24 protein-coding genes are annotated in these 23756 nt (G+C 66.8%); 19 read left to right on the top strand and 5 right to left on the bottom strand.

What is annotated here, in order from left to right:
• Positions 1–56: 56 nt before the first annotated feature.
• A complete protein-coding gene (locus tag HZY97_RS14130) occupies positions 57–440 on the bottom strand; it encodes a hypothetical protein (RefSeq protein ID WP_180144927.1) in 384 nt (127 codons plus the stop codon).
• A 124-nt stretch (positions 441–564) separates the two neighbouring features.
• The gene (locus tag HZY97_RS14125; RefSeq protein WP_180144924.1) at positions 565–1980 is read right to left on the bottom strand and encodes a type VI secretion protein ImpB; all 1416 of its coding nucleotides are present in this window, start codon (positions 1978–1980) and stop codon (positions 565–567) included.
• Positions 1981–2096: 116 nt separating this feature from the next.
• On the opposite strand from HZY97_RS14125, the gene HZY97_RS14120 reads away from it, so the two are divergent.
• Positions 2097–2615 carry a hypothetical protein gene (locus HZY97_RS14120; RefSeq protein ID WP_180144921.1) on the top strand — a complete coding sequence of 173 codons (519 nt, stop codon included), beginning with the start codon at positions 2097–2099 and terminating at the stop codon, positions 2613–2615.
• A gap of 143 nt (positions 2616–2758) precedes the next feature.
• Here the strand turns inward: HZY97_RS14120 and HZY97_RS14115 are convergent, their stop codons facing one another.
• Complete coding sequence (locus HZY97_RS14115; protein WP_180144917.1) at positions 2759–4348, bottom strand: VWA domain-containing protein; 1590 nt, start codon at positions 4346–4348, stop codon at positions 2759–2761.
• Positions 4349–4448: 100 nt separating this feature from the next.
• Positions 4449–4946, bottom strand: a complete 498-nt coding sequence (locus HZY97_RS14110) for a DNA-deoxyinosine glycosylase (protein ID WP_180144914.1) — start codon at positions 4944–4946, stop codon at positions 4449–4451.
• A 22-nt stretch (positions 4947–4968) separates the two neighbouring features.
• Between HZY97_RS14110 and HZY97_RS14105 the strand changes: the two genes are divergently transcribed.
• Positions 4969–5301, top strand: a complete 333-nt coding sequence (locus tag HZY97_RS14105; protein WP_180144910.1) for a DUF962 domain-containing protein — start codon at positions 4969–4971, stop codon at positions 5299–5301.
• Here HZY97_RS14105 and HZY97_RS14100 read toward each other — a convergent pair.
• Positions 5298–5756 (bottom strand): SAM-dependent methyltransferase, encoded by a 459-nt coding sequence (locus HZY97_RS14100; protein WP_180144907.1) that lies wholly within the window; start codon positions 5754–5756, stop codon positions 5298–5300. The two genes, HZY97_RS14105 and HZY97_RS14100, sit on opposite strands and share 4 nt — an antisense overlap.
• 170 nt (positions 5757–5926) lie before the next feature.
• Between HZY97_RS14100 and HZY97_RS14095 the strand changes: the two genes are divergently transcribed.
• The 17 genes from HZY97_RS14095 (at position 5927) to HZY97_RS14015 (ending at position 23683) form a co-directional block, all read left to right on the top strand.
• Entirely contained in the window at positions 5927–6919 is a 993-nt protein-coding gene (locus HZY97_RS14095) for a cysteine synthase A (RefSeq protein WP_180144904.1), read from the top strand.
• A gap of 84 nt (positions 6920–7003) precedes the next feature.
• A complete protein-coding gene (locus HZY97_RS14090) occupies positions 7004–7297 on the top strand; it encodes a hypothetical protein (protein WP_180144901.1) in 294 nt (97 codons plus the stop codon).
• Between the two features lie 528 nt (positions 7298–7825).
• A complete protein-coding gene (locus tag HZY97_RS14085) occupies positions 7826–8311 on the top strand; it encodes a division/cell wall cluster transcriptional repressor MraZ (RefSeq protein WP_180144898.1) in 486 nt (161 codons plus the stop codon).
• Positions 8308–9261, top strand: a complete 954-nt coding sequence (gene rsmH / locus HZY97_RS14080) for a 16S rRNA (cytosine(1402)-N(4))-methyltransferase RsmH (protein ID WP_180144895.1) — start codon at positions 8308–8310, stop codon at positions 9259–9261. The genes HZY97_RS14085 and rsmH overlap by 4 nt, the downstream gene beginning before the upstream one ends.
• Before the next feature lies 1 nt (position 9262).
• Positions 9263–9829: a hypothetical protein gene (locus HZY97_RS14075; protein ID WP_180144892.1), complete on the top strand. Its 567-nt coding sequence runs from the start codon at positions 9263–9265 to the stop codon at positions 9827–9829.
• The gene (locus HZY97_RS14070; protein WP_180144890.1) at positions 9826–11538 is read left to right on the top strand and encodes a penicillin-binding protein 2; all 1713 of its coding nucleotides are present in this window, start codon (positions 9826–9828) and stop codon (positions 11536–11538) included. Before HZY97_RS14075 ends, HZY97_RS14070 begins: the two co-directional genes overlap by 4 nt.
• On the top strand, positions 11535–12953 hold the full coding sequence (locus tag HZY97_RS14065; protein ID WP_180144887.1) for a UDP-N-acetylmuramoyl-L-alanyl-D-glutamate--2,6-diaminopimelate ligase: 1419 nt from the start codon (positions 11535–11537) through the stop codon (positions 12951–12953). The genes HZY97_RS14070 and HZY97_RS14065 overlap by 4 nt, the downstream gene beginning before the upstream one ends.
• A complete protein-coding gene (gene murF, locus HZY97_RS14060; protein ID WP_180144885.1) occupies positions 12950–14323 on the top strand; it encodes a UDP-N-acetylmuramoyl-tripeptide--D-alanyl-D-alanine ligase in 1374 nt (457 codons plus the stop codon). Before HZY97_RS14065 ends, murF begins: the two co-directional genes overlap by 4 nt.
• Complete coding sequence (gene mraY, locus HZY97_RS14055) at positions 14323–15393, top strand: phospho-N-acetylmuramoyl-pentapeptide-transferase (RefSeq protein ID WP_180144882.1); 1071 nt, start codon at positions 14323–14325, stop codon at positions 15391–15393. Before murF ends, mraY begins: the two co-directional genes overlap by 1 nt.
• Positions 15390–16679, top strand: a complete 1290-nt coding sequence (gene murD / locus HZY97_RS14050; protein ID WP_180144879.1) for a UDP-N-acetylmuramoyl-L-alanine--D-glutamate ligase — start codon at positions 15390–15392, stop codon at positions 16677–16679. The genes mraY and murD overlap by 4 nt, the downstream gene beginning before the upstream one ends.
• Positions 16676–17905, top strand: coding sequence for an FtsW/RodA/SpoVE family cell cycle protein (locus tag HZY97_RS14045; protein WP_180144876.1), 1230 nt, complete (start codon positions 16676–16678; stop codon positions 17903–17905). Before murD ends, HZY97_RS14045 begins: the two co-directional genes overlap by 4 nt.
• A complete protein-coding gene (murG, locus tag HZY97_RS14040) occupies positions 17902–19053 on the top strand; it encodes an undecaprenyldiphospho-muramoylpentapeptide beta-N-acetylglucosaminyltransferase (RefSeq protein WP_180144872.1) in 1152 nt (383 codons plus the stop codon). The genes HZY97_RS14045 and murG overlap by 4 nt, the downstream gene beginning before the upstream one ends.
• Entirely contained in the window at positions 19050–20468 is a 1419-nt protein-coding gene (gene murC, locus HZY97_RS14035; protein WP_180144869.1) for a UDP-N-acetylmuramate--L-alanine ligase, read from the top strand. The genes murG and murC overlap by 4 nt, the downstream gene beginning before the upstream one ends.
• The gene (gene murB / locus HZY97_RS14030) at positions 20465–21367 is read left to right on the top strand and encodes a UDP-N-acetylmuramate dehydrogenase (protein WP_373684372.1); all 903 of its coding nucleotides are present in this window, start codon (positions 20465–20467) and stop codon (positions 21365–21367) included. Before murC ends, murB begins: the two co-directional genes overlap by 4 nt.
• Positions 21364–21873: a DUF4262 domain-containing protein gene (locus tag HZY97_RS14025; RefSeq protein ID WP_373684371.1), complete on the top strand. Its 510-nt coding sequence runs from the start codon at positions 21364–21366 to the stop codon at positions 21871–21873. The genes murB and HZY97_RS14025 overlap by 4 nt, the downstream gene beginning before the upstream one ends.
• Positions 21870–22793: a D-alanine--D-alanine ligase gene (locus tag HZY97_RS14020; RefSeq protein WP_373684370.1), complete on the top strand. Its 924-nt coding sequence runs from the start codon at positions 21870–21872 to the stop codon at positions 22791–22793. Before HZY97_RS14025 ends, HZY97_RS14020 begins: the two co-directional genes overlap by 4 nt.
• Positions 22790–23683: a cell division protein FtsQ/DivIB gene (locus tag HZY97_RS14015; protein ID WP_180144861.1), complete on the top strand. Its 894-nt coding sequence runs from the start codon at positions 22790–22792 to the stop codon at positions 23681–23683. The genes HZY97_RS14020 and HZY97_RS14015 overlap by 4 nt, the downstream gene beginning before the upstream one ends.
• The last annotated feature ends 73 nt before the right edge of the window (positions 23684–23756 follow it).

The following is a 23756-nucleotide window of genomic DNA, read 5'->3' as shown; positions in this document are numbered from 1 at the left end:
GAAAAAGGGCCGGCGGGAATGCCCGCCGACCCTTGATGAAACACAGATTGCCGCGATCAGCCGTGGCAGACGCGCGCGCCCTTGCCGGGGATCTCGATCGTGGCGTTCTTGGCGGTGCCGGTGACCTTGTAGCCACCTTCGCCGACATAGGCCTCGCCCGCGTTCGGCGCCTTGAGCATGTGGCCCGGGCCGTCCTTGGTCTCCTTGACCAGGACCTGCTTGGCGCCCTTGTAGAAGTCCGCGAACACGATGCTGTTGTCCTTGCAGCGCATCGACACCGACCACTCGATCGCCGGCGGCAGCTCGACCTTGGGCGCGTTCTTCAGCGCTTCGGCCTGGGGATCCTGGCTGACCGAGGTCACTTCCTCGGGCTTGTCCTGGTTACAGGCTGCGAGCGAGAGGAGCACGGCAGCGGCGGCAAAAATGGGGGCTTTGTTCATAGCGGGCGGGAGCTTTCGTTTACCAAGCAAGAATCGTCAAGCGATTCGTGTTATAGAGTTACATAACGATGGTGCGCTGCAATAACGCATCCGTAATGTTGCGGATCAATGACATCCACCGGTGTCATTCATGAAATTCGCTCATTTCCGGGATTCGTCCGAAGGCGATTTTTGTGCCGACGCGATCGATTCTGCCGCCGTGCAGCGGCCCTACCGACACTGCGTTTCGCCCGAATTTCTCGTTTATCCGGTCCATCGCGCGGCTGAGCGAGAGCGTACGCGTCTCCCGGGCGAGCGGATCGTCGGGATCGAGCGCGGCGAAAAGCGAGCCCTGTTCGCCCTCCACGCCCTCGATTTCGCACAAAGTGACGCCGACCATGCGCAGGCGGAAGCCGCCCTTGCGGCCGCGCCCGGCCTCGGCCAGCCGCGGGAAGAGCTGGTCGAGCGCGTTAAGCACGACGAAGCTGTCCTGCGTCGCGGGTAGCCGGATCGAGGCACGCCAGCCCGATTTGTCGTCCTCGAACTTGCCGTGAAGCACCAGCAGCCGCGCGCGATAGCCCTTGCGGCGAAGGCGGCTGGCGGCCTTCAGCGCGAGGCGGCGCGCCGTCAGGCGGGTCGGCTCGAGCCCGCGCTTCGACGGCGAGAGAACGTGGCTGTGCCCGATCGTGCGGCTTTGCGTCGGTTTCTGGGGCAGCTCGACGCCGTGAAGCAGATACCAGAGCCGATCGCCATTGACCCCGCCCCAGGCATTGCCGGCGTCGCGCGGGCGGCGCTCGCAATATTGGCGGATGTCGAGGATGCCGTCCTGCGCCAGCCTCTTCTCCATCTTGGCGCCGATCCCCGAGATGTCGCGCAGGCGCAGCGGATAAAGGCATTGGGGAAGCTTGTTCGCGGTGAGCACCACCAGGCCGTCGGGCTTCTGCATGTCCGAGGCGAGCTTGGCGAGCAGGCGATTGGGCGCGATGCCGACCGAGCTGGTCAGGCAGGCGCCGATATGGGCGCGGATGCCCGCCTTGATCCGGTGGGCGAGGGCGATCGCGGCCTGCTCGCCATTCTCATTGTCGAGCAGCCGGCAGGCGACCTCGTCGATCGAGCAGACATGGGTGACGGGGATGTGCTTCCACACCTCGGCGACGATCGCCTCATGGAATTCGACATATTTCTCGTGCCGGGCGGGGGTGATCAGCAGGTCGCGGCACAGGCGCTTGGCTTCCCACACCGGCGTGCCGGTGGAGATGCCGTATTTCTTGGCTTCGACCGAGGCGGCGATGGCGACGGTCGTGTCGCTGTCGACGGGGGCGACGATCACCGGCTTGCCGCGGAGCGCCGGGTTCAACTGCTGTTCGACGCTGGCGAAATAGGAATTGAGGTCGAGGTATAGCCAGCGCAGCGGCCGGGGCGGAAAGGCGAGCAGCGGGGCCGGAAAGTCACGAAAGTCACGACACTCACGCGCGGGCGCGCGAGGGCTGTCTTCGGAGCATGGCGGTGCGGCCGCCGGCGCAGGGGATGGGAGAGGACCAGGACGAGTCGGATCGGACATGGCTGGAACAATACAGGAACACTACCCTGTAGGACAGCCGTTCTGGGTCAGCAAATGTTTCCGCGGCTTGACTGGCGCGGCGTGGACGGCGCAGCTACGCGGCAGGAGGATGGTTAATGCGCGCACTCGCGATGGCCTCGTTGATGCTGCTTTCCGCTTGTGGTTCCAAGGAAAAGGCGAAGGAGCCGGCCGCGGCCAGTCCGAGCCCGGCAGGACCCCATCTGGGCGACGTGTCGCTCGACCAGGCGCTGCGGGCGACCGACAATGCGCTGACCTGGTCATTGGAAGTCGCGCCCGGATCGATCACGCTCACTCGCTTTGCCGGGCATGACGCAGAGGGGAGCGTGACCCAATTCTATCCGGTCTCGCCCAAGGTCGATGACGACAAGGCGGTGTGGACCACCAAGGATCCGCTCGGCACGCCGGTGACGATCACCTTCACCAACACGCACTGCACCGAGGGCGGCGATCCCGCGATCGACCGGCCGCTGACGGCGGACGTACGGATTGGCGACAAGCAGTTCCACGGCTGCGCGGGCGCGCGGCCGGCGGACGGGCTCAACACGCAGCCGCTTACCGAGCCGATGAATCTGGCGGGGAATGCTGCGGATGATGGGGCGGTGAACGGGCACTGAGCCATTTCCAGCTTTTCCCCGGCCTTCGCCGGGGAAAGAAGAAGACTTGTTCGCTGGCGGGGTGCCGCGGCCCGGTCTCCGGGGGGATCAGACCGAGCCGCGGCGGCCGGCGGCGCCCTGGATCGCCGCCGGGATCTTCGAGCCTAGAGCGGGCGGTCCTGCCGGGGCACCGATGCGGTGCGCGTCTGCCCGGCGGCGAGATCGACCAGATGGAGGAACTCGCTGCGCCAGCGCGCCTGCTGGCTGAAGCCCCATTGCGAGCCCGCGAGGCGCTTCACATCGGCAAAGCCCCAGTCGCCGAGCAGATCGTCGCCGCGCAGCTTCTGCGCGAAGCCGGCCACCGCCACCGCAAAGGCGAGGTCGCCACTCGGCAGCGGGGCGCTGCGCAACTGGCTCGCCTCTACCGGGCGGGTGATCAGGCGCGAGGGGCCGCCATTCGGCAGTTTGTAGCGCAGCCGCACCTGCGCGAGTTCACCTCCGCCGGTGCCTTCGCCTGCGCCAACGGGCTGGCGATTGGCGGCGAAGTGGCGATCGGGCAGCCAGCCTTTCGATCCGGCGGGGACGATCTCGTAGATCGCAGTCACCTGATGCCCCGCGCCGATATCGCCGGCATCGACCTTGTCGTTCTTGAAGTCTTCCTCGCGCAGCGCGCGGTTTTCATAGCCGATCAGGCGATACTGGCTGACTTCGGCGGGGTTGAACTCGACCTGGACCTTCACGTCCTTGGCGATCGTGAACAGCGTGGAACTGAGCTCGGTATCGAGCACCTTCCGCGCCTCGTCGATCCCATCGACATAGGCATAATTGCCGTTCCCCTTGTCGGCGATCGACTCCATCATCGAGTCATTGAGGTTGCCCTGGCCGAAGCCGAGCACGGTCAGGGTGATGCCGTCGTCGCGGTTCTTCTCGATTAGTTGCTCGAGCTGCGACTGGTCGGTGACGCCGACGTTGAAGTCGCCGTCGCTGGCGAGGATCACGCGGTTGACCCCGTCCTCGCGGAAATTCTCGCGGGCCAGTGCATAAGCGAGCTCGATGCCTTCGCCGCCCGCCGTCGAGCCGCCGGCGCTCAGGTTGCCCAGCGCATTGCGCACCTCGGCGGCGCTTGAGGTCGGCTCGAGCACGACGCCGGCGGCGCCGGCATAGACGACGATCGAGACGTGATCATCGGCCTTCATATTCTCCGCGACCAGCCCGAGCGCCTGCTTGACCAAAGGCAGCTTGTCGGCCTCGTCCATCGACCCCGAAACATCGACCAAGAAGACGAGATTGGCCGGCGGGCGCTGGTTGCGGGCGAGGTCATAGCCGCGCAGGCCGACTCGCAGCAGCCGGGTCTCGGGGTTCCACGGCGTCTGGGCGACATCGGTAGTGACCGAGAAGGGCGCGCCGCGATCGCCGGGGGCGGGATAGTCGTAGCGGAAATAGTTGATCAGCTCCTCGGCGCGGACGGCGTCCCTGGGGACGGCCTGGCCCTGGGTCAGGAAGCGACGGACATTGGCATAGGCGGCGGTATCGACATCGACCGCGAAGGTGGAGACCGGCTCCTGCGCGACTGCGCGGACCGAGGCGACGGCGTTCTTCGCATAGCGTTCGGGGTTTTCGGGGGCGCCGGCATAGTCCGCTGCCTCCGCCATCTCCTGGGGCCCCGATTGATAGCTGGTCGAGCTGCCACCCTGGCTGCAACTCGCGAGAAGAAGTGCCGGAATAGCGACGGAAATCAGGAGTTTGACGCGCATGTGTTCGCCCTCTTGCCTAGATGTTGCCTTAATCTCGCCGCAAATGTGGCACGATTGGGGCAAAAGCGGCAAGCGGAAAATTCACAGGCTTTTGATGGGATTAAGCGAGCAGGGTGCGCAGCACCTCCCAGGCCGGCAGCTTGTTTTCGAAGCCGATCGTGTGCAGCGGACTCGAGGAAGGCAGGCCAATTATGGCGTAGCGATCCGCTGCCGCGCCGAGCTGGCGTGTGCCGGTCCTGAAGGCAGTGGCGCCGTTGAAGGCGATCGCGCGCAGGTCGGGCAGTGTGGCGGCAAGCGCGGCGATGTCATGCCCCTCGACATCGCGCAGTGCCGCGTCGGTGCTACCGGTGCGCCGGGCGCTGGCGACGACGTCCCACAGCCCGATATGTGCGGTGCGGAGCGTGGCGAGGCGGTCGGGATAGTCGAGCGCTGCCAGGTCGCGGCCGGCGGCGGGGGAAATGAGGCGCCAGAACTGGTTCTGCGGGTGCGCATAATAACGCTGCTCGGCCAGCGAGCGCTCGCCCGGCAGTGAGCCGAGGACGAGCAGGCGCGTGGCGGCGTCGGTGACGGGCGGGAAGCTGTGCTTGCGCGGATCCATCTAGCGGGATTAGCGTGGCGTCATGGCAGGCACCATCACCAGCTACCGCGACTTCTGGCCCTTCTACCTGCGCGAGCATGCGAAGCCGTGGACGCGCGGCATGCATTATGTCGGGACGGTGCTCACGCTCTGGTTCCTGCTGCTCGCGCTGGGCGGGGCCGGATGGTGGTGGTGGCTGGCGATCCCGGTTGCGGGATACGGCTTTGCCTGGGCGGCGCATTTCGGCGTGGAGCATAACCGGCCGGCGACCTTCACCTATCCGCTGTGGTCGCTGATGTCGGACTATCGGATGTTCTTCCTGTGGTTCGCCGGCAAGCTCGATCCGCACCTCCAGCGCGCCGGCGTGCCGGCCTAGCTATCGGCAAGTACCCGGCCGCCCAGCCGGGCCAGCGCCGCGCCGAGCGGGCTGGCGGGGTAGGGCATCGGCTCGGACAGCAGGATCAGGTCGGCGGCGCCGTCATGCTCGGCGGCAAGCGCGGCGATCGGCTCGGCGATCTCGAAGGTCAGGCTGGTGGAGGGATGGGCGGCAAGCTCGGCCTGCCAGCGGGCGTGGCGGATGCCGGCGGTCCATAGCGATACGCCGCGGCCCTCGATCGCGACGAAGCCGAGTTCGCGGGCCCTGGCAGCGGCGCGGAGCAGGCGGCCGCCATCGGCGCAGTCGAGGTCGAGCAGGCGCACGGCGCGGTGGCCGTGGTTGCGGAACTCGGCAAGCGCCCTCGCGATGCGGGCGTCGCAGGGGCCATTCCGCGATCCGCCGGGTTCGGCGGCGCGGCGGAGCAGGGTGCCGAGCGAGAAATGAGTGGCGAGCATATCGGGTCCTTCACGGCGTTGAGGACTGCGAGATAGGGGGCGGGGGCGTTAAGCTTCGAGAGGGATTTCGGGCGCGGGCATAAGCGTTTCGTAAAGGCGGAAAGCCCGGCTTGGCGCGTCCCTGTCAGCGCTTGCTTGCGGCGGGCGGCAAAGCGCTCCATCTAGCGGCCATGCATGCAACATCCGATACGCTGGCACTGATCGGCAACACGCCCTTGGTGCGCTTGAAGGGGCCGAGCGAGGCCACGGGCTGCGAGATTTACGGCAAGTGCGAGTTCGCCAATCCCGGTGCTTCGGTGAAGGACCGCGCGGCGCTCTACATCGTCAACGATGCCGAGGAGCGCGGGGCGATCCAGCCGGGCGGGACGATCGTCGAGGGCACGGCGGGCAACACCGGCATCGGGCTGGCGCTGGTCGCCAATGCCAAGGGCTACAAGACGATCATCGTCATGCCCGAGACGCAGAGCCGCGAGAAGATGGATACGCTGCGCGCGCTCGGCGCCGAGCTGGTGCTGGTGCCGGCGGCGCCCTATTCGAACCCCGGCCATTTCGTCCACACCTCGCGGCGGATCGCCGAGGAGACGGCGAATGCGATCTGGGCCAACCAGTTCGACAATACCGCGAACAGGAAGGCGCATATCCACGGCACCGCCGAGGAGATCTGGGCGCAGATGGACGGGCGGATCGACGGCTTCACCTGCTCGGCGGGCACTGGCGGCACGATCGCCGGCGTCGGGCTGGGGCTCAAGGCCAAGGACGAGAAGGTCTGCATCGCGCTGAGCGATCCGTATGGCGCGGCGCTCTACAGCTATTACGCCTGCGGCGAACTCAAGTCCGAGGGCAGTTCGGTGGCCGAGGGCATCGGCCAGGGGCGGATCACCGCCAATCTTGAGGGCGCGCCGATCGACACCCAGTTCCGCATCTCCGACGAGGAAGGCATGGCGTGGGTCGAGCGGCTGCTCAAGGAGGAGGGGCTGTGCCTCGGCCTGTCCTCGGGCATCAACGTCGCGGGCGCGGTTCGGCTGGCGAAGGAGCTGGGCCCGGGCAAGCGGATCGCGACGATCCTGTGCGACACGGGATTCCGTTATCTTTCAACGCTGTACAATGCGGAATGGTTAACCGCCAAGGGTTTGCCGGTTCCGGAATGGCTCGCACGCGGGTGAACGACACGTCTCGACAGCGGGGCGGTTCGGCGTTACATTTATGCAACAGATATGAGTGTGGGATCGCCTGATACCGCCCAGACGATGCAACGGATCTACGTTGGTCTGACCGGGCTTGCCGTCGTGACGGTGCTGATCGTGCTGGCAAGCGCGGTCGTCGCCTGGCGTTCGAACGACGTCGCGGTCTCGGCGATCGGCGGGGCCAATACGAGCGTCGTCGCCAACATCACCGGCGTGGGCAACACGCTGGGCGAGAAGACCAAGGACGAGCCGCTTGCCGAACTGGGCGCGGCGCCGAGCACCACCTCGACCGAGAAGGTCGACGCCGCGGAGATCGCGCGGCAGCAGCAGCAACAGGCCCAGCAGCGCACGCAATAGCCCAGCCGTCGGCGGGGAAGGGTGCGCGAATTCATCCACAATTACTCGAAATCCCGGCCTGAAAAGGCTTGAGATCCTAACGAAACTGGTTAACGCGCGCCGATTTTCGCGGCGACTCGCCGGATTTCTGCGGTTTTTCGCAGGTGTGCGGCTGGGCTGCACGCGCCGGCTCTGCTACGTCACTTCCAGGAAAAGCGGGGAAATAGCGCCACTTGGCCGTTTTCCCGTGATCCTGGGGATTTGTCCCCACTTTCAGGAATTGTCCGTAGCGATTGCGGGTTTCCCGTAGCCGAGCTGGAGAACAAACGCGAACAAAAGCCGATTCAAGCAAGAATATCGTTCAAAAACGAGGCTGAGTGGGGCAAATTCCCGCTCTATCCCCAATTCTCCCGTTGTATCCCCGAGCACTTGTTGGTAAAACGAGATGCTTAAGAGGGGGCACACCCTTTCCATCGTCATTTTAAGCGCCGGAGCGGCCGTGGGGGCTGATTCCGGAGACGGGAAAGCTGTGCCCATTGGGGTTTTGGCGTGGCAGACAGGGAGCTCTTCGAGGGATTTGCGCTCCAGGCGGTGGACCAGAAGGGCCGCGTCGCCATCCCCGCTGACCTGCGCGCTGCCGCCGAGCGCAATTCCGACATTCGCCAGATCGTTGTGGGTCTTCACCCCTTCGACCCGTGCCTCTCCGCGCACGACCTGAGCTGGTCCAAGGAAAAATACGACCGCATCGACCGCCGCGAGCAGCTCGACGCCGACCGCGGCACCGAGGTGGACTATCGCGCCAAGCGCCGTGCCTTCGGCCAGGTCGAAAAGGCCCCCTATGACGATAGCGGCCGCTTCGTGATCCCGCCCTTCTTCCGCATGAAGGCCGGCATCGAGAAGTGGGCGCTGTTCTATGGCAGTGGCGAGACCTTCGACATCTGGTCGCCCGAGCGGCTGATGCGCGATCCGCAGGCAGACCCCACGCTGCGCGAGATCTGCGAATATCTGTGCAAGGCGAAGGGAGTCACGCTGTGAGCTCCCCCACCGAGCCCCACATCCCCGTGCTGATGACCGAAGTGGTCGACGGCCTCGCCCCTGTGCCCGGCGAGCGTCATGTCGACTGCACCTTCGGCGCAGGCGGCTACACCAACGCCATCCTCGAGCGGGGTGCCGAGGTGGCCGCCTTCGATCGCGACCCCCGTGCGATCGAAGGCGGCCAAACTCTCGTCGCGTCCGCCGGTGGCCGGTTGATCCTGATCGAAGCGCCGTTCAGCCAGCTCGAGGGCGAGCTCGAAGCGCGCGGCCTCGTGCCGGTCGACGGCGTGACGATGGATATCGGTGTTTCGTCGATGCAGCTCGACCAGGCCGAGCGCGGCTTCTCCTTCCAGCAGGAAGGGCCGCTCGACATGCGCATGGCCGGCGAGGGGATGACCGCCGCCGAATGGCTGAACAGCGCCGACGAAGAGGACATCGCCGATGTGCTCTATCAGTTCGGCGAGGAGCCGCGCTCGCGCCGCGTTGCCGGTGCGATCGTGCGTGCGCGTCCGCTCGAGACCACGACCGACCTGGCCAATATCGTCCGCAAGGCGCTGGGCCACAAGCCGCACGACAAGAAGGACCCGGCGACGCGGACCTTCCAGGCGGTGCGCATCTTCATCAACCGCGAGCTCGACGAGCTGGCGGAAGGACTGGCCGCGGCCGAGCGCGTGCTCAAGCCCGGCGGCCGGCTGGCAGTGGTGACCTTCCACAGCCTGGAAGACCGCGTCGTGAAGCGTTTCCTGCGCGAGCGCAGCGGCAGCGAGCCCGCCGGCTCGCGCCATCGCCCGGCAACCGGCCCGCGTGCCGAACCCAGTTTCGAACCTCCCGCCAAGGCCGTGAAGCCGGGCGACGAAGAGGTTGCCCGTAATCCGCGTGCCCGCTCGGCCACGCTGCGCGTCGCGCGGCGGACTGCAGCGGCGCCGTGGTCCAGTGAAGGAGTTGCGTGAGATGTCGGTTCAGAGCTTCAAGGGACTTGGGTGGTTCCTCTGCGGCGTTATCGTGGCGCCGGCATGCTATATGGTGAACTCGCACGGCGCGGCCGAACAGGCCAGGCTGAACGGGATGAAGGGCGCGATCTATCAGGCGCAGAAGGACATTCGCAGCCTGGAGACCGAGTTCCAGACCCGCGCGAACCTGGCGCAGATCGAGCGCTGGAACGGCGACGTGCTGGCGCTTGCCGCGCCGGCTCCCGGCCAGTATCTGAGCGGCGAGACTGCGCTGGCCAGCCTCGACCAGCCCGCGCAGATCCAGAACGCTTCGCTGATCGTTCCAACCGGCGCGCCGTCGGCTCAGCCCGTCGCAGCGGTGGCGACGGCATCGGCCCAGCCGGTGCAGGCGGCTCCCGCGGTGCAGACGGTCTCGGGCAAGAGCGTTGCGCAGCAGGACAGGGAACTTCACGACCTCATGCAGAAGGCTGACAAGCGGGTGGCAATGGTGGACAAGGGCGTGCTCAGCACCTCGACCATCGATGACCTGAAGAAGCTTGCCCAGCGCGAGAAGCTGGCACTCCGTTGATCGTCGTCGTCGCCCCGCCGGCCCGCAAGGGCCGTACGGGCGACGCCCGTCAGGCGCTTGTCGCCACCGCCCAGATCCGCCTGATGATCCTGTCGATCCTGTTCGGGTTCGGCATGTTGCTCGTCGTCGGCAAGCTGGCCTTCCTGGCGATCTGGGCCGAGCCGGCGACGGCGCGCGACATCGCGACGACCCTGGTGCCGCCGCGCGGCGACATCACCGATCGCCGCGGCGCCCCGCTGGCCCGCTCGATCGACGCCTGGACGATCGCGATCCATCCCAACCAGGTGATCGGCGACAAGGCCGAATTGGCAAAGAAGCTGGCCGAGCTGATCCCCGATCAAAGCGCCGAGCGCTATTACGCGATCCTGAAGTCCGGCAGCGGCTTCGCCTTCCTCAAGCGCAATGCGATGCCCGAGCTGGTGAGCCAGGTGAATGCACTGGGCCAGCCGGCGATCGAGTTCCAGCGCGAGAATGACCGGCTCTATCCGCAGTCGACGCTCGCCGCGCATGTGCTCGGCTATATCGATAGCACCGGCCATGGCCGCTACGGCATGGAGCAGGTGCTCGACGGGCAGCTGATGGACCCGAACCGGCGCGGCGAGCCGGTGGCGCTCTCGCTCGACCTGCGCGTGCAGGCGGCGCTGGAGAATGAGCTGGGCACGGCGATGACGCAATTGCAGGCGCGCGGCGCCGCGGGCGTGATCCTCGACGTGCAGACCGGCGAAGTGATCGCGATGACTTCGCTGCCGAGCTTCAATCCCAATGCGATTGGCGGCCCGCCGCCGCGCAACAACGTGACGCAGAGCGTCTATGAGCTGGGGTCGACCTTCAAGCCGATCGCAGTGGCGGCGGCGATCGATACCGGCACGATCACCTCGATGTCGCGCCGCTTCGATGCGACGGTGCCGCTGCAGGTCGGCCGCTTCAAGATCCATGACGATCCGGGCGACGAGCAGTTCCGCTGGCTCAATATCCCCGAAACGCTGATCTATTCCTCGAACATCGCCACCGCGCGCATCGCCGATGAGCTGGGCGCGGAGAAGATGCAGGAGATGTTCCGCCGGCTGGGCTTCGACAAGAAGCCCGAGATCGAACTGGGCGCGGCCCGGCCGCTCTGGCCCGCGAGCTGGGGCCGGCTGACGGTGATGACCACCGCCTACGGCCACGGCATCGCAGTGACGCCGCTGCATCTGGCCACCGCCTATGCCGCGCTGGTGAATGGCGGAATCCTGCATGCCGCAACGCTGCGCAAGGTCGATCCCGCGCACCCGCCCGAGGGCCGGCGCGTGCTCAAGCCCGAGACCAGCGCCCGGATGCGCCAGCTGCTGCGCCTGATCGTGCTCAAGGGCACCGGCCGCAAGGGCGAGGCGATCGGCTACCGCGTGGCGGGCAAGACCGGCACCGCGGAGGCTGCTGCCGGGGGTGGTTACGACAAGAGTCGCAACGTTTCGACGTTTGCGGCGGCTTTCCCCATCGACGCGCCGCGCTATGTCATGATCGCAATGCTCGATTCGCCCAAATCCAACCCGTCGATCGGCGTCTACCGCACGACTGCCGCCTGGACGGTGGCGCCGGTGGTGGCGCGCGTGGTGAGCCGCACCGGCTCGCTGCTCGGCGTGGTGCCCGACGCCAATCGCGATATTGACGAGCGCGAGCTGCTGCCGCTGATCTGGGCGGGCCCTGACGCCGACAAGAAGGATCCCGAATGAAACTCGGCGCGCTGACGGGTGGCGGGGAGAGCGCCGTCGTCACCGGATTTGCCATCGACCACCGCAAGGTGGCTCCCGGCACGATTTTCGGCGCATTCGAAGGCGCGCGGTTCAACGGCGAGGACTTCATTGCCGACGCCGTGAAATCGGGCGCCGTCGCGATCGTCGCGCGGCCCGAAGCGAAGGTCGAGGGCGCGCTTCACATCGCCGATGATAATCCGCGCGAGAAGTTCGCCCGGCTGGCAGCGAAGTTCTTCGCGCCCTTCCCGCAGACCGCGGTGGCGGTGACGGGGACCAACGGCAAGACCTCCACTGTCGAGATGACGCGCCAGCTGTGGCGGATGCGCGGCTTCCATGCCGCCTCGATCGGCACGCTGGGGGTCACCACCGGCAACGACACGGTGAGCACCGGGCTGACCACGCCCGACATCGTCACCTTCCTCTCCAACGTCGCCGGGCTGGCGCGCGAGGGCGTGAGCCATGTCGCGTTCGAGGCGAGCTCGCACGGGCTGTCGCAATATCGCACCGAGGGGCTGCCGGTGCGCGCGGCGGCGTTCACCAATCTGAGCCGTGACCACCTCGATTATCACGGCGACATGGAAACCTATTTCCACGCCAAGATGCGGCTGTTCGCCGACGTGCTCGACCTGCATGGCGGCACGGCGGTGGTGTGGGCCGACGATCCCAATGCGCTGCGGATCGAGGATCTGGCGCGGCAGCGGGGCAACAAGCTTGTAACCGTGGGCGAGCATGGCTCGACGCTGCGGCTGGTTGATCGCGAGCCGACATTGCTGGGGCAGGGGCTGGTGATCGAGGCCGAGGGCACGATTTTCAAGGTGAATTTGCCGCTGATCGGCGCGTACCAGGCCGCCAACGCGCTGGTCGCGGCGGGACTGGTGATCGCGACGGGCGGCGATGTTTCGCAGACGTTGAGCGACCTGAGCCGGTTGCAGCCGGTGCGCGGGCGGCTCGAGCGCGCGGTGATCACCAAGGTCGGCGCGCCGGTCTATGTCGATTACGCGCATACGCCCGACGCGCTCGAGGCAGCGATCTCGGCATTGAAGCCGCACACCAAGGGCAGGCTGATCATCGTCTTCGGCGCCGGCGGCGACCGCGACACCGGCAAGCGTGCGCCGATGGGGCAGGCGGCGACGGCGGGCGCGGATGTGGTGATCGTCACCGACGACAATCCGCGCTCGGAAGATGCGGCAGCGATCCGCGCGCAGGTGCTCGAAGGGGCGCCGGGGGCGATCGAGATCGGCGGGCGCCGCGAGGCGATCAAGGCGGCGATCGACATGGCCGAGAGCGAGGACATCGTGCTGATCGCCGGCAAGGGACATGAGCAGGGCCAGATCGTCGGCGACATGGTGCTGCCCTTCGATGATGTGACGGTGGCGCGGGAGTGCGCGGCGTGAGGTTGTGGACGGCGAACGAGATCGCCGAGGCGACCGGCGGCACGGCTTCGGCGGACTTCGAAGCCTCGGGCGTCGCCTTTGACTCGCGCGAAGTGGGGGCAGGGGACCTGTTCCTCGCGCTGAAGGGCGAGACCACCGACGGGCATCGCTTCCTCGACCAGACCTTTGCGCAGGGCGCGGCGGGGGCGGTGGTCTCCGAGGCGACCGCGCACCCGCATGTGCTGGTCGCCGACACGACCGCGGCGCTCGATGCGCTCGGCAGGGCTTCGCGGGCGCGGATGCAGGGCAAGGTGATCGGCGTCACCGGCTCGGTCGGCAAGACCGGCACCAAGGAGGCGCTTTTCGCCGCGCTTGAGCGCAATGCGCCGGGCGAGGCGCATCGCTCGGTCAAGAGCTACAACAACCATACCGGCGTGCCGCTCAGCCTGGCGCGGATGCCGCGGGGCGCCCGTTACGGCGTGTTCGAGATGGGGATGAACCATAGCGGCGAGCTGGCGGCGCTGACCAGGCTCGTGCGCCCGCATGTCGCGATCGTTACCACGATTGCGCCGGCGCATATGGGCTTCTTCGCCGATGAGGAGGCGATCGCCGACGCCAAAAGCGAGATTTTCCAGGGGCTGGAGCCGGGCGGCACTGCAGTCATTCCGCATGACAGCCGCCACCGGGATCGGTTGATCGAAGCGGCCAGGCCCTATGCGGCGAAGATCGTGACCTTTGGCCTGAGCGAGGGTGCCGATTATCGCGCGGTCGAGCAGATGCGCACGCGTACCGGTGGCACCTTTGTCACGGCGCGCTTCGGGCAGCGCGAGTTGAGCTTCACGCTGTCGCAGCCGGGCGCGCATTGGGTTTCCAATGCGATGGCGATCCTCGCCGCGGTCGATGCTGTGGGCGGCGACCTGGAACTGGCGGGACTCGCGCTTGCCGAGCTGGGCGGACTGGCCGGGCGCGGCGCGCGGTTGCTCGTGCCGGCCGGAAGCGGCGAGGCGCTGGTGATCGATGAGAGCTACAACGCCAACCCCGCCTCGATGCGCGCGACGCTCGAGGTGCTGGCGCAGGAGAAGGGCCGCAAGCTGGCGGTGCTTGGCGAGATGCGCGAGCTGGGCGCGCATTCGGATGCCTTCCACGCCGAATTGTCGGGCCCGATCGAGGCCGCCGGGGTGGATTATGCCATTCTCGTCGGCGAAGCGATGCAGCCGCTCGCAGAGGCGCTTGAGGGCGCGGTCGATTTCGTCCATGTGCCCGACGCGGCGACCGCGCTGGGCAGGCTCGAAGACATGCTCCAGGCGGGGGACGCGGTTCTCATAAAAGGGTCGAACGGCGTGCGGCTTGGGTCGGTGGTCGCGGCGTTGGCGGAAAGGGCACCTGCCTGATGTTGTACTGGATCGCGGAAACTCTGGGCTTTCCCGGGCTCCTCAATCTCTTCCGCTACCTCTCGTTCCGCACCGGCGGGTCGGTGGCGACGGCGCTGCTGATCGGGCTGGTGATCGGCCCGAAGTTCATCGGCTGGCTGCGTGTCCGCCAGGGCAAAGGTCAGCCGATCCGCGACGACGGCCCGCAGAGCCACCTCGCCAAGCGCGGTACGCCGACGATGGGTGGGCTGATGATCCTGACCAGCCTGATGTTCTCGCTGCTGCTGTGGATGGACCTGCGCAACCCCTATGTCTGGGCCTGCATGTTCGTCACCTTCGGCTTCGGCATGATCGGCTTCCTCGACGATTACGACAAGGTGCGGAAGCAGAAGACCGCGGGCGTATCGGGCAAGGTGCGGCTGATCGGCGAGTTCGCCATCGCCGGCATCGCCGCGGCGATCATCTGCTCGCAGAACGGCACTGAGCTGTACGTACCATTCTTCAGCAACTTCCACCCGAATATCGGCTGGTTCTACATCGCCTTCGCCGCCTTCGTGATCGTGGCGTTCGGCAACGCAGTGAACCTCACCGACGGGCTCGACGGCCTGGCGACGATGCCGGTGGTGATCGCCAGCATGGCGTTCATGCTGATCGCCTACCTGGCCGGCAACAAGGTGTTCGCCACCTATCTGGGCATTCCGCACGTACCGGGCGCGGGCGATCTCGCGATCTTCTGCGGCGCGATGGTCGGCGCGGGCCTCGCCTTCCTGTGGTTCAACGCGCCCCCGGCGGCGGTATTCATGGGCGATACCGGCAGCCTGGCGCTTGGCGGCGCGCTCGGCACGATCGCCGTCACGACGCACCACGAGCTGGTGCTCGGCATCATCGGCGGCCTGTTCGTGATGGAGGCGCTGAGCGTCATCATCCAGGTGTTCTTCTTCAAGCGCACCGGCAAGCGTGTCTTCAAGATGGCGCCGATCCACCACCATTTCGAGCAGCTCGGCTGGTCGGAGCCGACCGTCGTGATCCGCTTCTGGATTATTGCCTTCGTGCTGGCACTGGCCGGCCTGGCGACGCTCAAGCTTCGGTGATCACGAGCAGCATCTGGCGCGGCAAACGCTATGCGGTGCTCGGGCTTGCGCGCTCGGGTCTGGCGACGGTCGACGCACTGGTGGCTTCGGGCGCCGAGGTTGTCGCATGGGACTCGAATGAGGCAGCACGCGCCAAGGTGCAGGGCGCCGAGCTGGCCGATCCGGTCGAGATCGACCTGACCGGGTTCGCGGGTGTCGCTGTTTCGCCGGGCGTGCCGCTGAATACGCACCCGATCGCCGCCAAGGCAGAAGCTGCCGGCGTGCCCGTGATCGGCGACATCGAGCTGTTCGCCGAGGCGCGCGCGGAGATGCCCGCGCACAAGGTGGTCGGCATCACCGGCACCAACGGCAAGTCGACCACCACCGCGCTGATCCACCATATCCTCGACACCGCCGGCATCCCCGCGCGGCTCGGCGGCAATATCGGGCTGCCGATCCTGGGGCAGGACCCGCTGCCCGCAGGCGGCGTCTATGTGCTCGAGTTGTCGAGCTACCAGATCGACCTGACCCACAGCCTCGACTGTGACGTCGCGGTGCTGCTCAACATCACGCCCGACCATCTCGACCGCTATGCCGGGTTCGAGGCCTATGCGGCATCGAAGGCGCGGCTGTTCGCGATGCAGACCCCCGGCCACGCGGCCGTGATCGGCATTGGCGACGCATCCTCGGCCGCAATCGCGCGCCAGGTCGCGGTGGCGGGCCGCAGCGAGGACCTAACCAAGATCGCGCCCGGCGTCTGCATGGACCAGTCGCGCTGGCCGGCGCTGCAGGGGCCGCACAACGCGCAGAATGCGCTCGCCGCGATCGCTGCCTGCGAGGCGCTCGGGGTTTCCCAGCAAGCGATCGACAAGGGGCTGGAAAGCTTTCCGGGCCTGCCGCACCGCATGGAGCGGGTGGCGACGAAGAATGGCGTGCTGTTCGTCAACGACAGCAAGGCGACTAACGCGGACTCCACCGCACCGGCGCTCTCTGCCTATCCGAAGATCCACTGGATCCTCGGCGGCAAGGCCAAGACCAACGATCTCGACGCCTGCCGCCCCGGCTTCGGCCATGTCGTGAAGGCCTATACGATTGGCGAGGCGGGCGAGATGTTCGCAGGCCTGCTCGAAGGCGAGATGCCGGTCGAGCGCTCGGGCACGCTCGAGGCCGCGGTGCAGAGCGCCGCCGCCCAGGCCAAGCCGGGCGAGACGGTGCTGCTGTCGCCGGCCTGCGCATCATTCGACCAATTCAAGGATTATGAAGCACGCGGCCAGGCCTTCCGCGATGCCGTGGAGGCATTGGGATGAGCGAGACCGTGCCGCAGGAAGCGGTGCCCGAGGCCCGCCGCCGCGGCCAGCCTCAATTGGGCCGCGCGAGCAAGACCCGCGCGGGCATGTGGTTCTGGGAAGTCGATCGCGTGCTGCTCACGCTGGCGATGCTGCTGATCGCGATCGGTCTGGTCGCGGTCGCGGCCGCGTCGCCCGCCACTGCGCGCCGCTATTCGGACGCCACGCATATCATGCCGGCGATGCATTATTTCTGGCGCCAGCTGGTGTGGGTCTGCGTCAGCGTGCCGGTGCTGATCACCGTGTCGATGCTGCCGGTAACCCTCGCGCGGCGCCTTGCGCTGATCGGGGCAGGGGTGTTCCTCGTCTGCCTCGCGCTCGTCCCGATCATCGGCCATGAAGTGAATGGCGCCAAACGCTGGATCGGGCCCGAATTCGCGGCCTTCCAGCCTTCCGAGTTTTTGAAGCCGCTCTTCATCGTCTCCACCGCATGGATGCTCAGCTTCCGCGCCAAGGATCCGCAGCTGCCAGTGCTGTTCATCACCGGCGGGCTCACCGCGCTGGTCGGCGTGCTGCTGATGCTCCAGCCAGACTTCGGCCAGACGATCGTGTTCGGCAGCGTGTGGCTGATCCTGCTGATGATCTCGGGCATCTCGCCCGCCGCGATCGCCGGGCTCGGCGGCACTGCCGTTGCCGGCGTGGTCGCGGCCTATATCTTCTACGGCACCGCGCGCACCCGCATCGACAATTTCCTGTTTCCCACCAAGGATGCCGCGCTTGCCGAGCGCTACCAGGTCGAGATGGCGCATGACACGCTGACTTCGGGCGGACTGCTCGGCCGGGGTCCCGGCAACGGCATCATGAAGTTCAAGCTGCCCGAGGGGCATACCGACTATATCTTCTCGGTGATTGGCGAGGAGTTCGGGCTGATCGCCTGCGCGGTGATCGTCACGCTCTATCTGGCCATCGTGATCCGCGTGCTGATGAAGCTGCTCGACGAGGATGATGCCTTTCGTCTGCTCGCCGCGGCGGGGCTGGCGGCGCAGTTCGGCGTGCAGTCGCTGATCAACATGGCGGTCAACACCGGCATTGCCCCGTCGAAGGGCATGACACTCCCCTTCATTTCCTATGGCGGATCGTCGATGATCGCGCTGGCGATCGGCTATGGGTTGCTGCTCGCCTTCACGCGGCGAAACCCGTATCTGAAGCGCTCGCCCTATACCGGCCGCTGGAGCACCAACGCATGACTCAGTCCCGAAGCTATGTCCTCGCAGCCGGCGGTACCGGCGGGCACATGGTGCCTGCTGCCGCGCTGGCGGCGGAGCTGGCCGAGCGGGGCCATCATGTCGCGCTGGTAAGTGACGATCGCGGCGTGCGCTTCCCGGGCCTGTTCGACGGCGTCGAGACGCATGTGCTGCCCGCCGGGCGCCTCGGCGGCGGCCCGCTCGGCTATATCCGCGCGGCGGGCAAGATCATGGCGGGGCGTTCGATGGCGCTCAGGCTCTACAAGGAATTACGGCCCTCGGCAGTGATCGGCTTTGGCGGTTATCCGGCGCTGCCGGCGCTGCTCGCGGCGTTCCGCGCCGGCGTGCCGACGGTGATCCATGAGCAGAACGCGGTACTGGGCCGGGTAAATCGCTTCGTCGCGGGCAAGGTCGATGCGATCGCGACCTCCTATGACCAGGTCGACCGGCTCAAGCCGGGCTGGCAGGCCAAGACGCATCTCGTCGGCAATCCGGTGCGCGAGGCCGTGCTCGCGCTGCGCAGCCGGCCCTATCCGCTGCTCGAGGAGGAGGGTATCTTCCGCGTGCTCGTCACCGGCGGCAGCCAGGGCGCGACCGTGCTGAGCCAGGTGGTGCCCGACGGCCTGGCGCTGCTCCCCGTCCATTTCCGCCGGCGCCTACAGGTGACGCATCAGGCGCGCCTCGAAGATATCGAGACGGTGCGCGCCAAGTATCAGAACCACGGTATCCCGGCGGACGTGTCGACCTACATCACCGACATGGCCGATGTGCTCGCCTGGTCGCATATCGTCATCGCGCGCGCCGGCGCCTCGACCATCGCCGAGCTGACCGCAGCAGGCCGCCCCGCGATCCTCGTGCCGCTGCCGAGCGCGACCGACGATCACCAGACCGCCAATGCCCGCGAGATGACCGCCGCCGGCGGCGCGCGGACGATCTCGCAAAAGGCGTTCACCGCCGCCGAACTCGCCAAGCAGATCCAGAAGCTCGGGCTCGACACCCAGGGACTTGAAAATGCCGCGGCGCGGGCGCGCAGCGTGGGCCGTCCCGACGCCACGCGCGACCTCGCCGATCTCGTCGAATCAATCCATGCGCCGGAGGCCCCGATCGGCATCCGTCGCGCCGCAATGCAAGGAAGGCCAGCGTTCGCATGAAGGGTGTCGCAAAGGACATCGGTACCATCCATTTCGTCGGTATCGGCGGCATCGGCATGTCGGGCATTGCCGAGGTGATGCACAATCTCGGCTATACGGTGCAGGGCTCCGACGTGGCCGAGGGCTATGTCGTGCAGGGCCTCCGCAGCCGGGGCATCGCAGTGACGATCGGCCACGACGCCGAGAATCTGGGCGAGGCGGCGGTGGTAGTGGTATCCACCGCGATCACGCGTACCAATCCCGAGGTCGAGGCTGCGTACCAGCGCCGCATCCCCGTGGTGCGCCGCGCCGAGATGCTCGCTGAGCTGATGCGCCTCAAGTCGACCATCGCGGTGGCCGGCACGCACGGCAAGACGACGACCACCTCGATGGTCGCGGCGTTGCTCGACGCGGGCGGCGTTGATCCGACCGTGATCAACGGCGGCATCATCAACCAATATGGCTCGAATGCGCGCCTCGGCGACAGCGAGTGGATGGTGGTCGAGGCCGATGAGAGCGACGGCAGCTTCCTGCGGCTCGACGGCACCTATGCCATCGTCACCAATATCGATCCCGAGCATCTCGACCATTACGGCTCGTTCGACCGGGCGAAGGACGCCTATGTCGAGTTCGTCGAGAATGTGCCCTTCTACGGCGCGGCGCTGCTGTGCCTCGATCACCCCGAAGTCCAGGCGATCATCCCGCGCGTCCGTGACCGCCGGATCGTCACCTATGGCTTTGCGGCCAGCGCCGATGTGCGCGGCGTCAATGTGACCCCGCATCATGGCGGCAACCGCTTCGAGACGATCATCCGCAACCGCGACGGCACCACCCGCTCGATTGAGGGCATCGAGCTGCCGATGCCGGGCCGCCACAATGTCCAGAACGCGCTGGCCGCGATCGGCGTGGCGCTGGAGCTGGGCATCCCCGATGCGACGATCCAGCAGGGCTTCGCCAAATTCGGGGGCGTCAAGCGGCGCTTCACCAAGGTCGGCGAAGTGGACGGTGTCACGATCATCGACGATTACGGCCACCACCCGGTCGAGATCCGCGCAGTGCTCGCCGCCGCGCGCGAGAGCGCCGAGGGCAAGGTGATCGCCGTCGTCCAGCCGCATCGCTTCACGCGCCTCGGCAATCTGATGGACGAGTTCGCCCAGGCCTTCAATGATGCCGACATGGTCTATGTCACGCCGGTTTATGCCGCGGGCGAGCTGCCGATCGACGGGGTGAATTCCGATGCGCTGGTCGAGAATGTCCAGCGGCGCGGGCACCGTGCGGTGGCTTCTATCGAGAGCGAGGATGCGCTGGCGCGGACGCTCGCGGGCGTGATCCAACCCAGGGACATGGTGATCTGCCTCGGCGCGGGCGACATCACCAAATGGGCGGCGAACCTGGCGGGGGCTATCGAAGAGGCGCGCGCGGGGACGGCGGCGTGAGCCCAGTCTGCACCGCGCTTCCTCCTTTGCGCGGCACGGTCGAGCATCACGGCAGCCTTGCCGACTTCATCTGGTTCCGCACCGGCGGGCCGGCCGAATGGCTGGTGCGTCCCGACGATGTGCAGTCGCTTGCCGCTTTCATGGCCGGGCTTGATCCCGATGTTCCGGTGCTGCCGGTGGGGGTGGGCTCGAACCTGATTGTGCGCGACGGCGGCGTGCCGGGCGTGGTGGTACGCTTGCCCAAGGCGATGGCCAAGGTGGTGATCGAGCCGGGCAATCGCGTGCGTGCCGGTGGCGCGGCGATGGGGATCACCGTGGCGAGTGCTGCACGCGATGCGGGCATAGCCGGCCTCGAATTCCTGCGCGGCATTCCGGGCACCGTCGGCGGCGCGGTGCGGATGAATGCGGGCGCCTATGGCCGCGACACCAGCGATATTCTGGTCGAACTGACGCTCGTGACTCGAAACGGGACGATCGAGACCTGGCCGGCGGCGAAACTGGGCTACACCTATCGCCATTCCGAGCTGCCCGCGGGCGCCGTGGTGGTCGAGGCGCTGTTCGAAGGCACCCCCGGCGACAAGGCGGTGATCGGCGCCGAGATGGACCGTATCGCAGCGGAACGCGAGGCTTCCCAGCCACTTAGGTCTCGCACCGGCGGCTCGACCTTCAAGAATCCGGAAGGGCATAGCGCCTGGAAGCTGGTCGATGATGCCGGCTGCCGCGGGCTTCGTCGCGGCGATGCGCAGGTCAGCGAAAAACACTGCAATTTCCTGCTCAATCTTGGCAATGCTAGCTCGGCCGACATCGAAGCGCTGGGCGAGGAAGTCCGCGCCAAGGTGAAGGCGCAGTCCGGCATCGAGCTGGAATGGGAAATCCAGCGCGTGGGGAGGGCGGGGTGATCTTCGACAAGTTCCGCCGTCTCACGGACTATGAGCGTAAGATCATTGCGAATGTGCGCGATTATGGCTGTCACATTACCTCCGTTGCCTCTGCGATCGACGAGGAATGGGAACCACCCTTCAGCTATTCGACCGGCTTCATCGCGACGGTGGGCCAGCCCGAGGTGATCGTGTTCGGCCTCGACGGCAAACTGTGCGCATCGATGATCAACATGCTACTCGACATGTGTCGGGACGGCTTGATGCTTGCCGATGGCATCGAGATCGAAGATCTGCTCGACGGGCACCGCGTGGTTGCCCGCGAAGTGACTTCGGACCGTATCATCCGCGAGCATTTCAACTCGGCTATCTGGTACGAGAAGCGCCGCACTGGCCGCATGCTCGATCGCGCCCTCCAACTCGTCTGGCCCGGCGCGATGGAAGGCCTCTTTCCCTGGGATGAAGGTTGTAGCGACGAAGTTCGCGATTTTCAGCCGGCACTTTACGAACGGAGCATGATTTCGTGACCACCCTCCATATCGCCGTTCTGATGGGTGGCTGGTCGGCCGAACGCGAGGTCTCGCTGATGTCCGGTGCGGGCATCGCGGACGCGCTGGAGAGCCTGGGCCATAAGGTGACGCGCATCGACATGGACCGCAGCGTCGCGACCCGGATCGCCGCGATCCAGCCCGACGTGGTGTTCAACGCGCTGCACGGCACCCCCGGCGAAGACGGCACGGTGCAGGGCATGCTTGACCTGATGGAGGTGAAATACACCCACTCCGGCCTCGTCACCTCGGTGATCGCGATCGACAAGCAGCTGACCAAGCAGGCGCTGGTGCCGCACGGCATCCCGATGCCCGGCGGTCGCATGGTCCGTACCGAGGAACTGCATCAGGCCGATCCGCTGCCGCGCCCCTATGTCCTCAAGCCGGTGAACGAAGGTTCGTCGGTCGGCGTCGCGATCGTCACCCGCGAAGGCAATTATGGCGACCCGATCTCGCCCGAGGCCAAGGGGCCATGGCAGGAATTCGACGAGCTGCTCGCCGAGCCCTTCATCCGCGGCCGCGAACTGACCACTGCGGTGCTCGGCGGCGAGGCGCTGGGCGTGACCGAATTGAAGCCCAAGAGCGGCTTCTATGACTATGATGCCAAGTACACCGACGGGCTGACCGAGCACGTCTGTCCGGCCGAGATTCCCGACGACATCGCCGATGCCTGCAAGCGCATCGCGCTCGAGGCGCACAAGCTGCTCGGCTGCAAGGGCACGTCGCGCTCGGACTTCCGCTGGGACGACAGCCAGGGCGCCGAGGGGCTGTTCCTGCTCGAAGTGAACACCCAGCCGGGCATGACGCCGCTCAGCCTTGTGCCCGAGCAGGCGCGCCATCTCGGCATCTCCTATCCCGAACTGTGCCAGCGCATCGTCGATGAGGCGATGAACGGATGAGCCGCCCTCCCGCCAAGCGGACGGCCACCCGTCGCGGGGCGAAGCCGGCGCAGAAGCGCAAGCAGGTCGCGCGCAAGAAGCAGCCCGGGCTGATGGACCAGGCGCTCGCCGCGCTACCGTTCAGCCAGGCGACGCTTACCCGCATCGCGACCTGGGGCATCGTCGGCATGTTTGGTATCGGGCTGGTGACCGTCGCCACCTGGTTCGGCGTGCCGCAGCTGATCGGCGTCGGCGCCGCCCAGGCAGTGGGCGAGGCCGGGCTGCGCGTCGATACGATCCAGATCAACGGGCTCAAGCGAATGGACCGCATGACCGTGTACCAGCAAGTGCTCGATCAGAATGCCCGCGCGATGCCGCTGGTCGACCTTGCCGAGGTCCGCACCAAGCTGCTTGCCTATCCGTGGATCAAGGATGCGCGCGTCTCGCGCCGGCTGCCCGACAAGCTGCTGATCGACATCGTCGAGCGCGAGCCCGGGGCGATCTGGCAGAACCATGGCCAGCTGATGCTGATCGATCCGAGCGGCGTGCCGCTGGAGCCGGTCTCGCGCGAGGCGATGCCCGATCTGCCGCTGCTGGTGGGCGACGGCGCCAATTCGATGGAGCCGATGCGCCGCGACCTGATGGACTCCGCGCCCGCACTCAAGCCGCTGGTCCGCGCGGCGACCTGGGTGGGCAATCGCCGCTGGGACATCATCTTCGACACCGGCGAGAAGCTCCAGTTGCCCGAGGGTGACAAGGAGGCGAAGGACGCGCTCAAGACCTTTGCCGAGAAGGACGGGGCCTATCGGCTGCTCGGCCGCGGCAATCTGGGGTTCGATATGCGCGACCCCGATAATCTCGTGATCCGGCGCCCCGCGGCGATCGGCGCGCCCGCCGCAACCGGCTTATGATGAAAACCGGAGTTGCGCTCGGAGCAAAAGACTGATTCATAAGGTGAATCGTCGGTTAAGCGTTTTTGGGGTA

It is taken from the genome of Sphingomonas sp. R-74633 (genome assembly GCF_013416555.1).
GTDB lineage: Bacteria > Pseudomonadota > Alphaproteobacteria > Sphingomonadales > Sphingomonadaceae > Sphingomonas.
Note: the sequence above shows the minus strand (reverse complement) of the source record. Positions and strands in the feature narration are given on the sequence as shown.

Bases quoted from the DNA above. Each gene is read 5' to 3' on its own strand.
- HZY97_RS14100 (WP_180144907.1), bottom strand. From the start codon at position 5,756: ATGCTCGCCACTCATTTCTCGCTCGGCACCCTGCTCCGCCGCGCCGCC.
- murG (WP_180144872.1), top strand. From the start codon at position 17,902: ATGACTCAGTCCCGAAGCTATGTCCTCGCAGCCGGCGGTACCGGCGGG.
- HZY97_RS14110 (WP_180144914.1), bottom strand. From the start codon at position 4,946: ATGGATCCGCGCAAGCACAGCTTCCCGCCCGTCACCGACGCCGCCACG.
- HZY97_RS14130 (WP_180144927.1), bottom strand. From the start codon at position 440: ATGAACAAAGCCCCCATTTTTGCCGCCGCTGCCGTGCTCCTCTCGCTC.
- HZY97_RS14120 (WP_180144921.1), top strand. From the start codon at position 2,097: ATGCGCGCACTCGCGATGGCCTCGTTGATGCTGCTTTCCGCTTGTGGT.
- HZY97_RS14105 (WP_180144910.1), top strand. From the start codon at position 4,969: ATGGCAGGCACCATCACCAGCTACCGCGACTTCTGGCCCTTCTACCTG.
- murC (WP_180144869.1), top strand. From the start codon at position 19,050: ATGAAGGGTGTCGCAAAGGACATCGGTACCATCCATTTCGTCGGTATC.
- HZY97_RS14045 (WP_180144876.1), top strand. From the start codon at position 16,676: ATGAGCGAGACCGTGCCGCAGGAAGCGGTGCCCGAGGCCCGCCGCCGC.
- HZY97_RS14125 (WP_180144924.1), bottom strand. From the start codon at position 1,980: ATGTCCGATCCGACTCGTCCTGGTCCTCTCCCATCCCCTGCGCCGGCG.
- HZY97_RS14015 (WP_180144861.1), top strand. From the start codon at position 22,790: ATGAGCCGCCCTCCCGCCAAGCGGACGGCCACCCGTCGCGGGGCGAAG.
- HZY97_RS14075 (WP_180144892.1), top strand. From the start codon at position 9,263: ATGTCGGTTCAGAGCTTCAAGGGACTTGGGTGGTTCCTCTGCGGCGTT.
- mraY (WP_180144882.1), top strand. From the start codon at position 14,323: ATGTTGTACTGGATCGCGGAAACTCTGGGCTTTCCCGGGCTCCTCAAT.
- HZY97_RS14065 (WP_180144887.1), top strand. From the start codon at position 11,535: ATGAAACTCGGCGCGCTGACGGGTGGCGGGGAGAGCGCCGTCGTCACC.
- HZY97_RS14115 (WP_180144917.1), bottom strand. From the start codon at position 4,348: ATGCGCGTCAAACTCCTGATTTCCGTCGCTATTCCGGCACTTCTTCTC.
- HZY97_RS14095 (WP_180144904.1), top strand. From the start codon at position 5,927: ATGCATGCAACATCCGATACGCTGGCACTGATCGGCAACACGCCCTTG.
- HZY97_RS14090 (WP_180144901.1), top strand. From the start codon at position 7,004: ATGCAACGGATCTACGTTGGTCTGACCGGGCTTGCCGTCGTGACGGTG.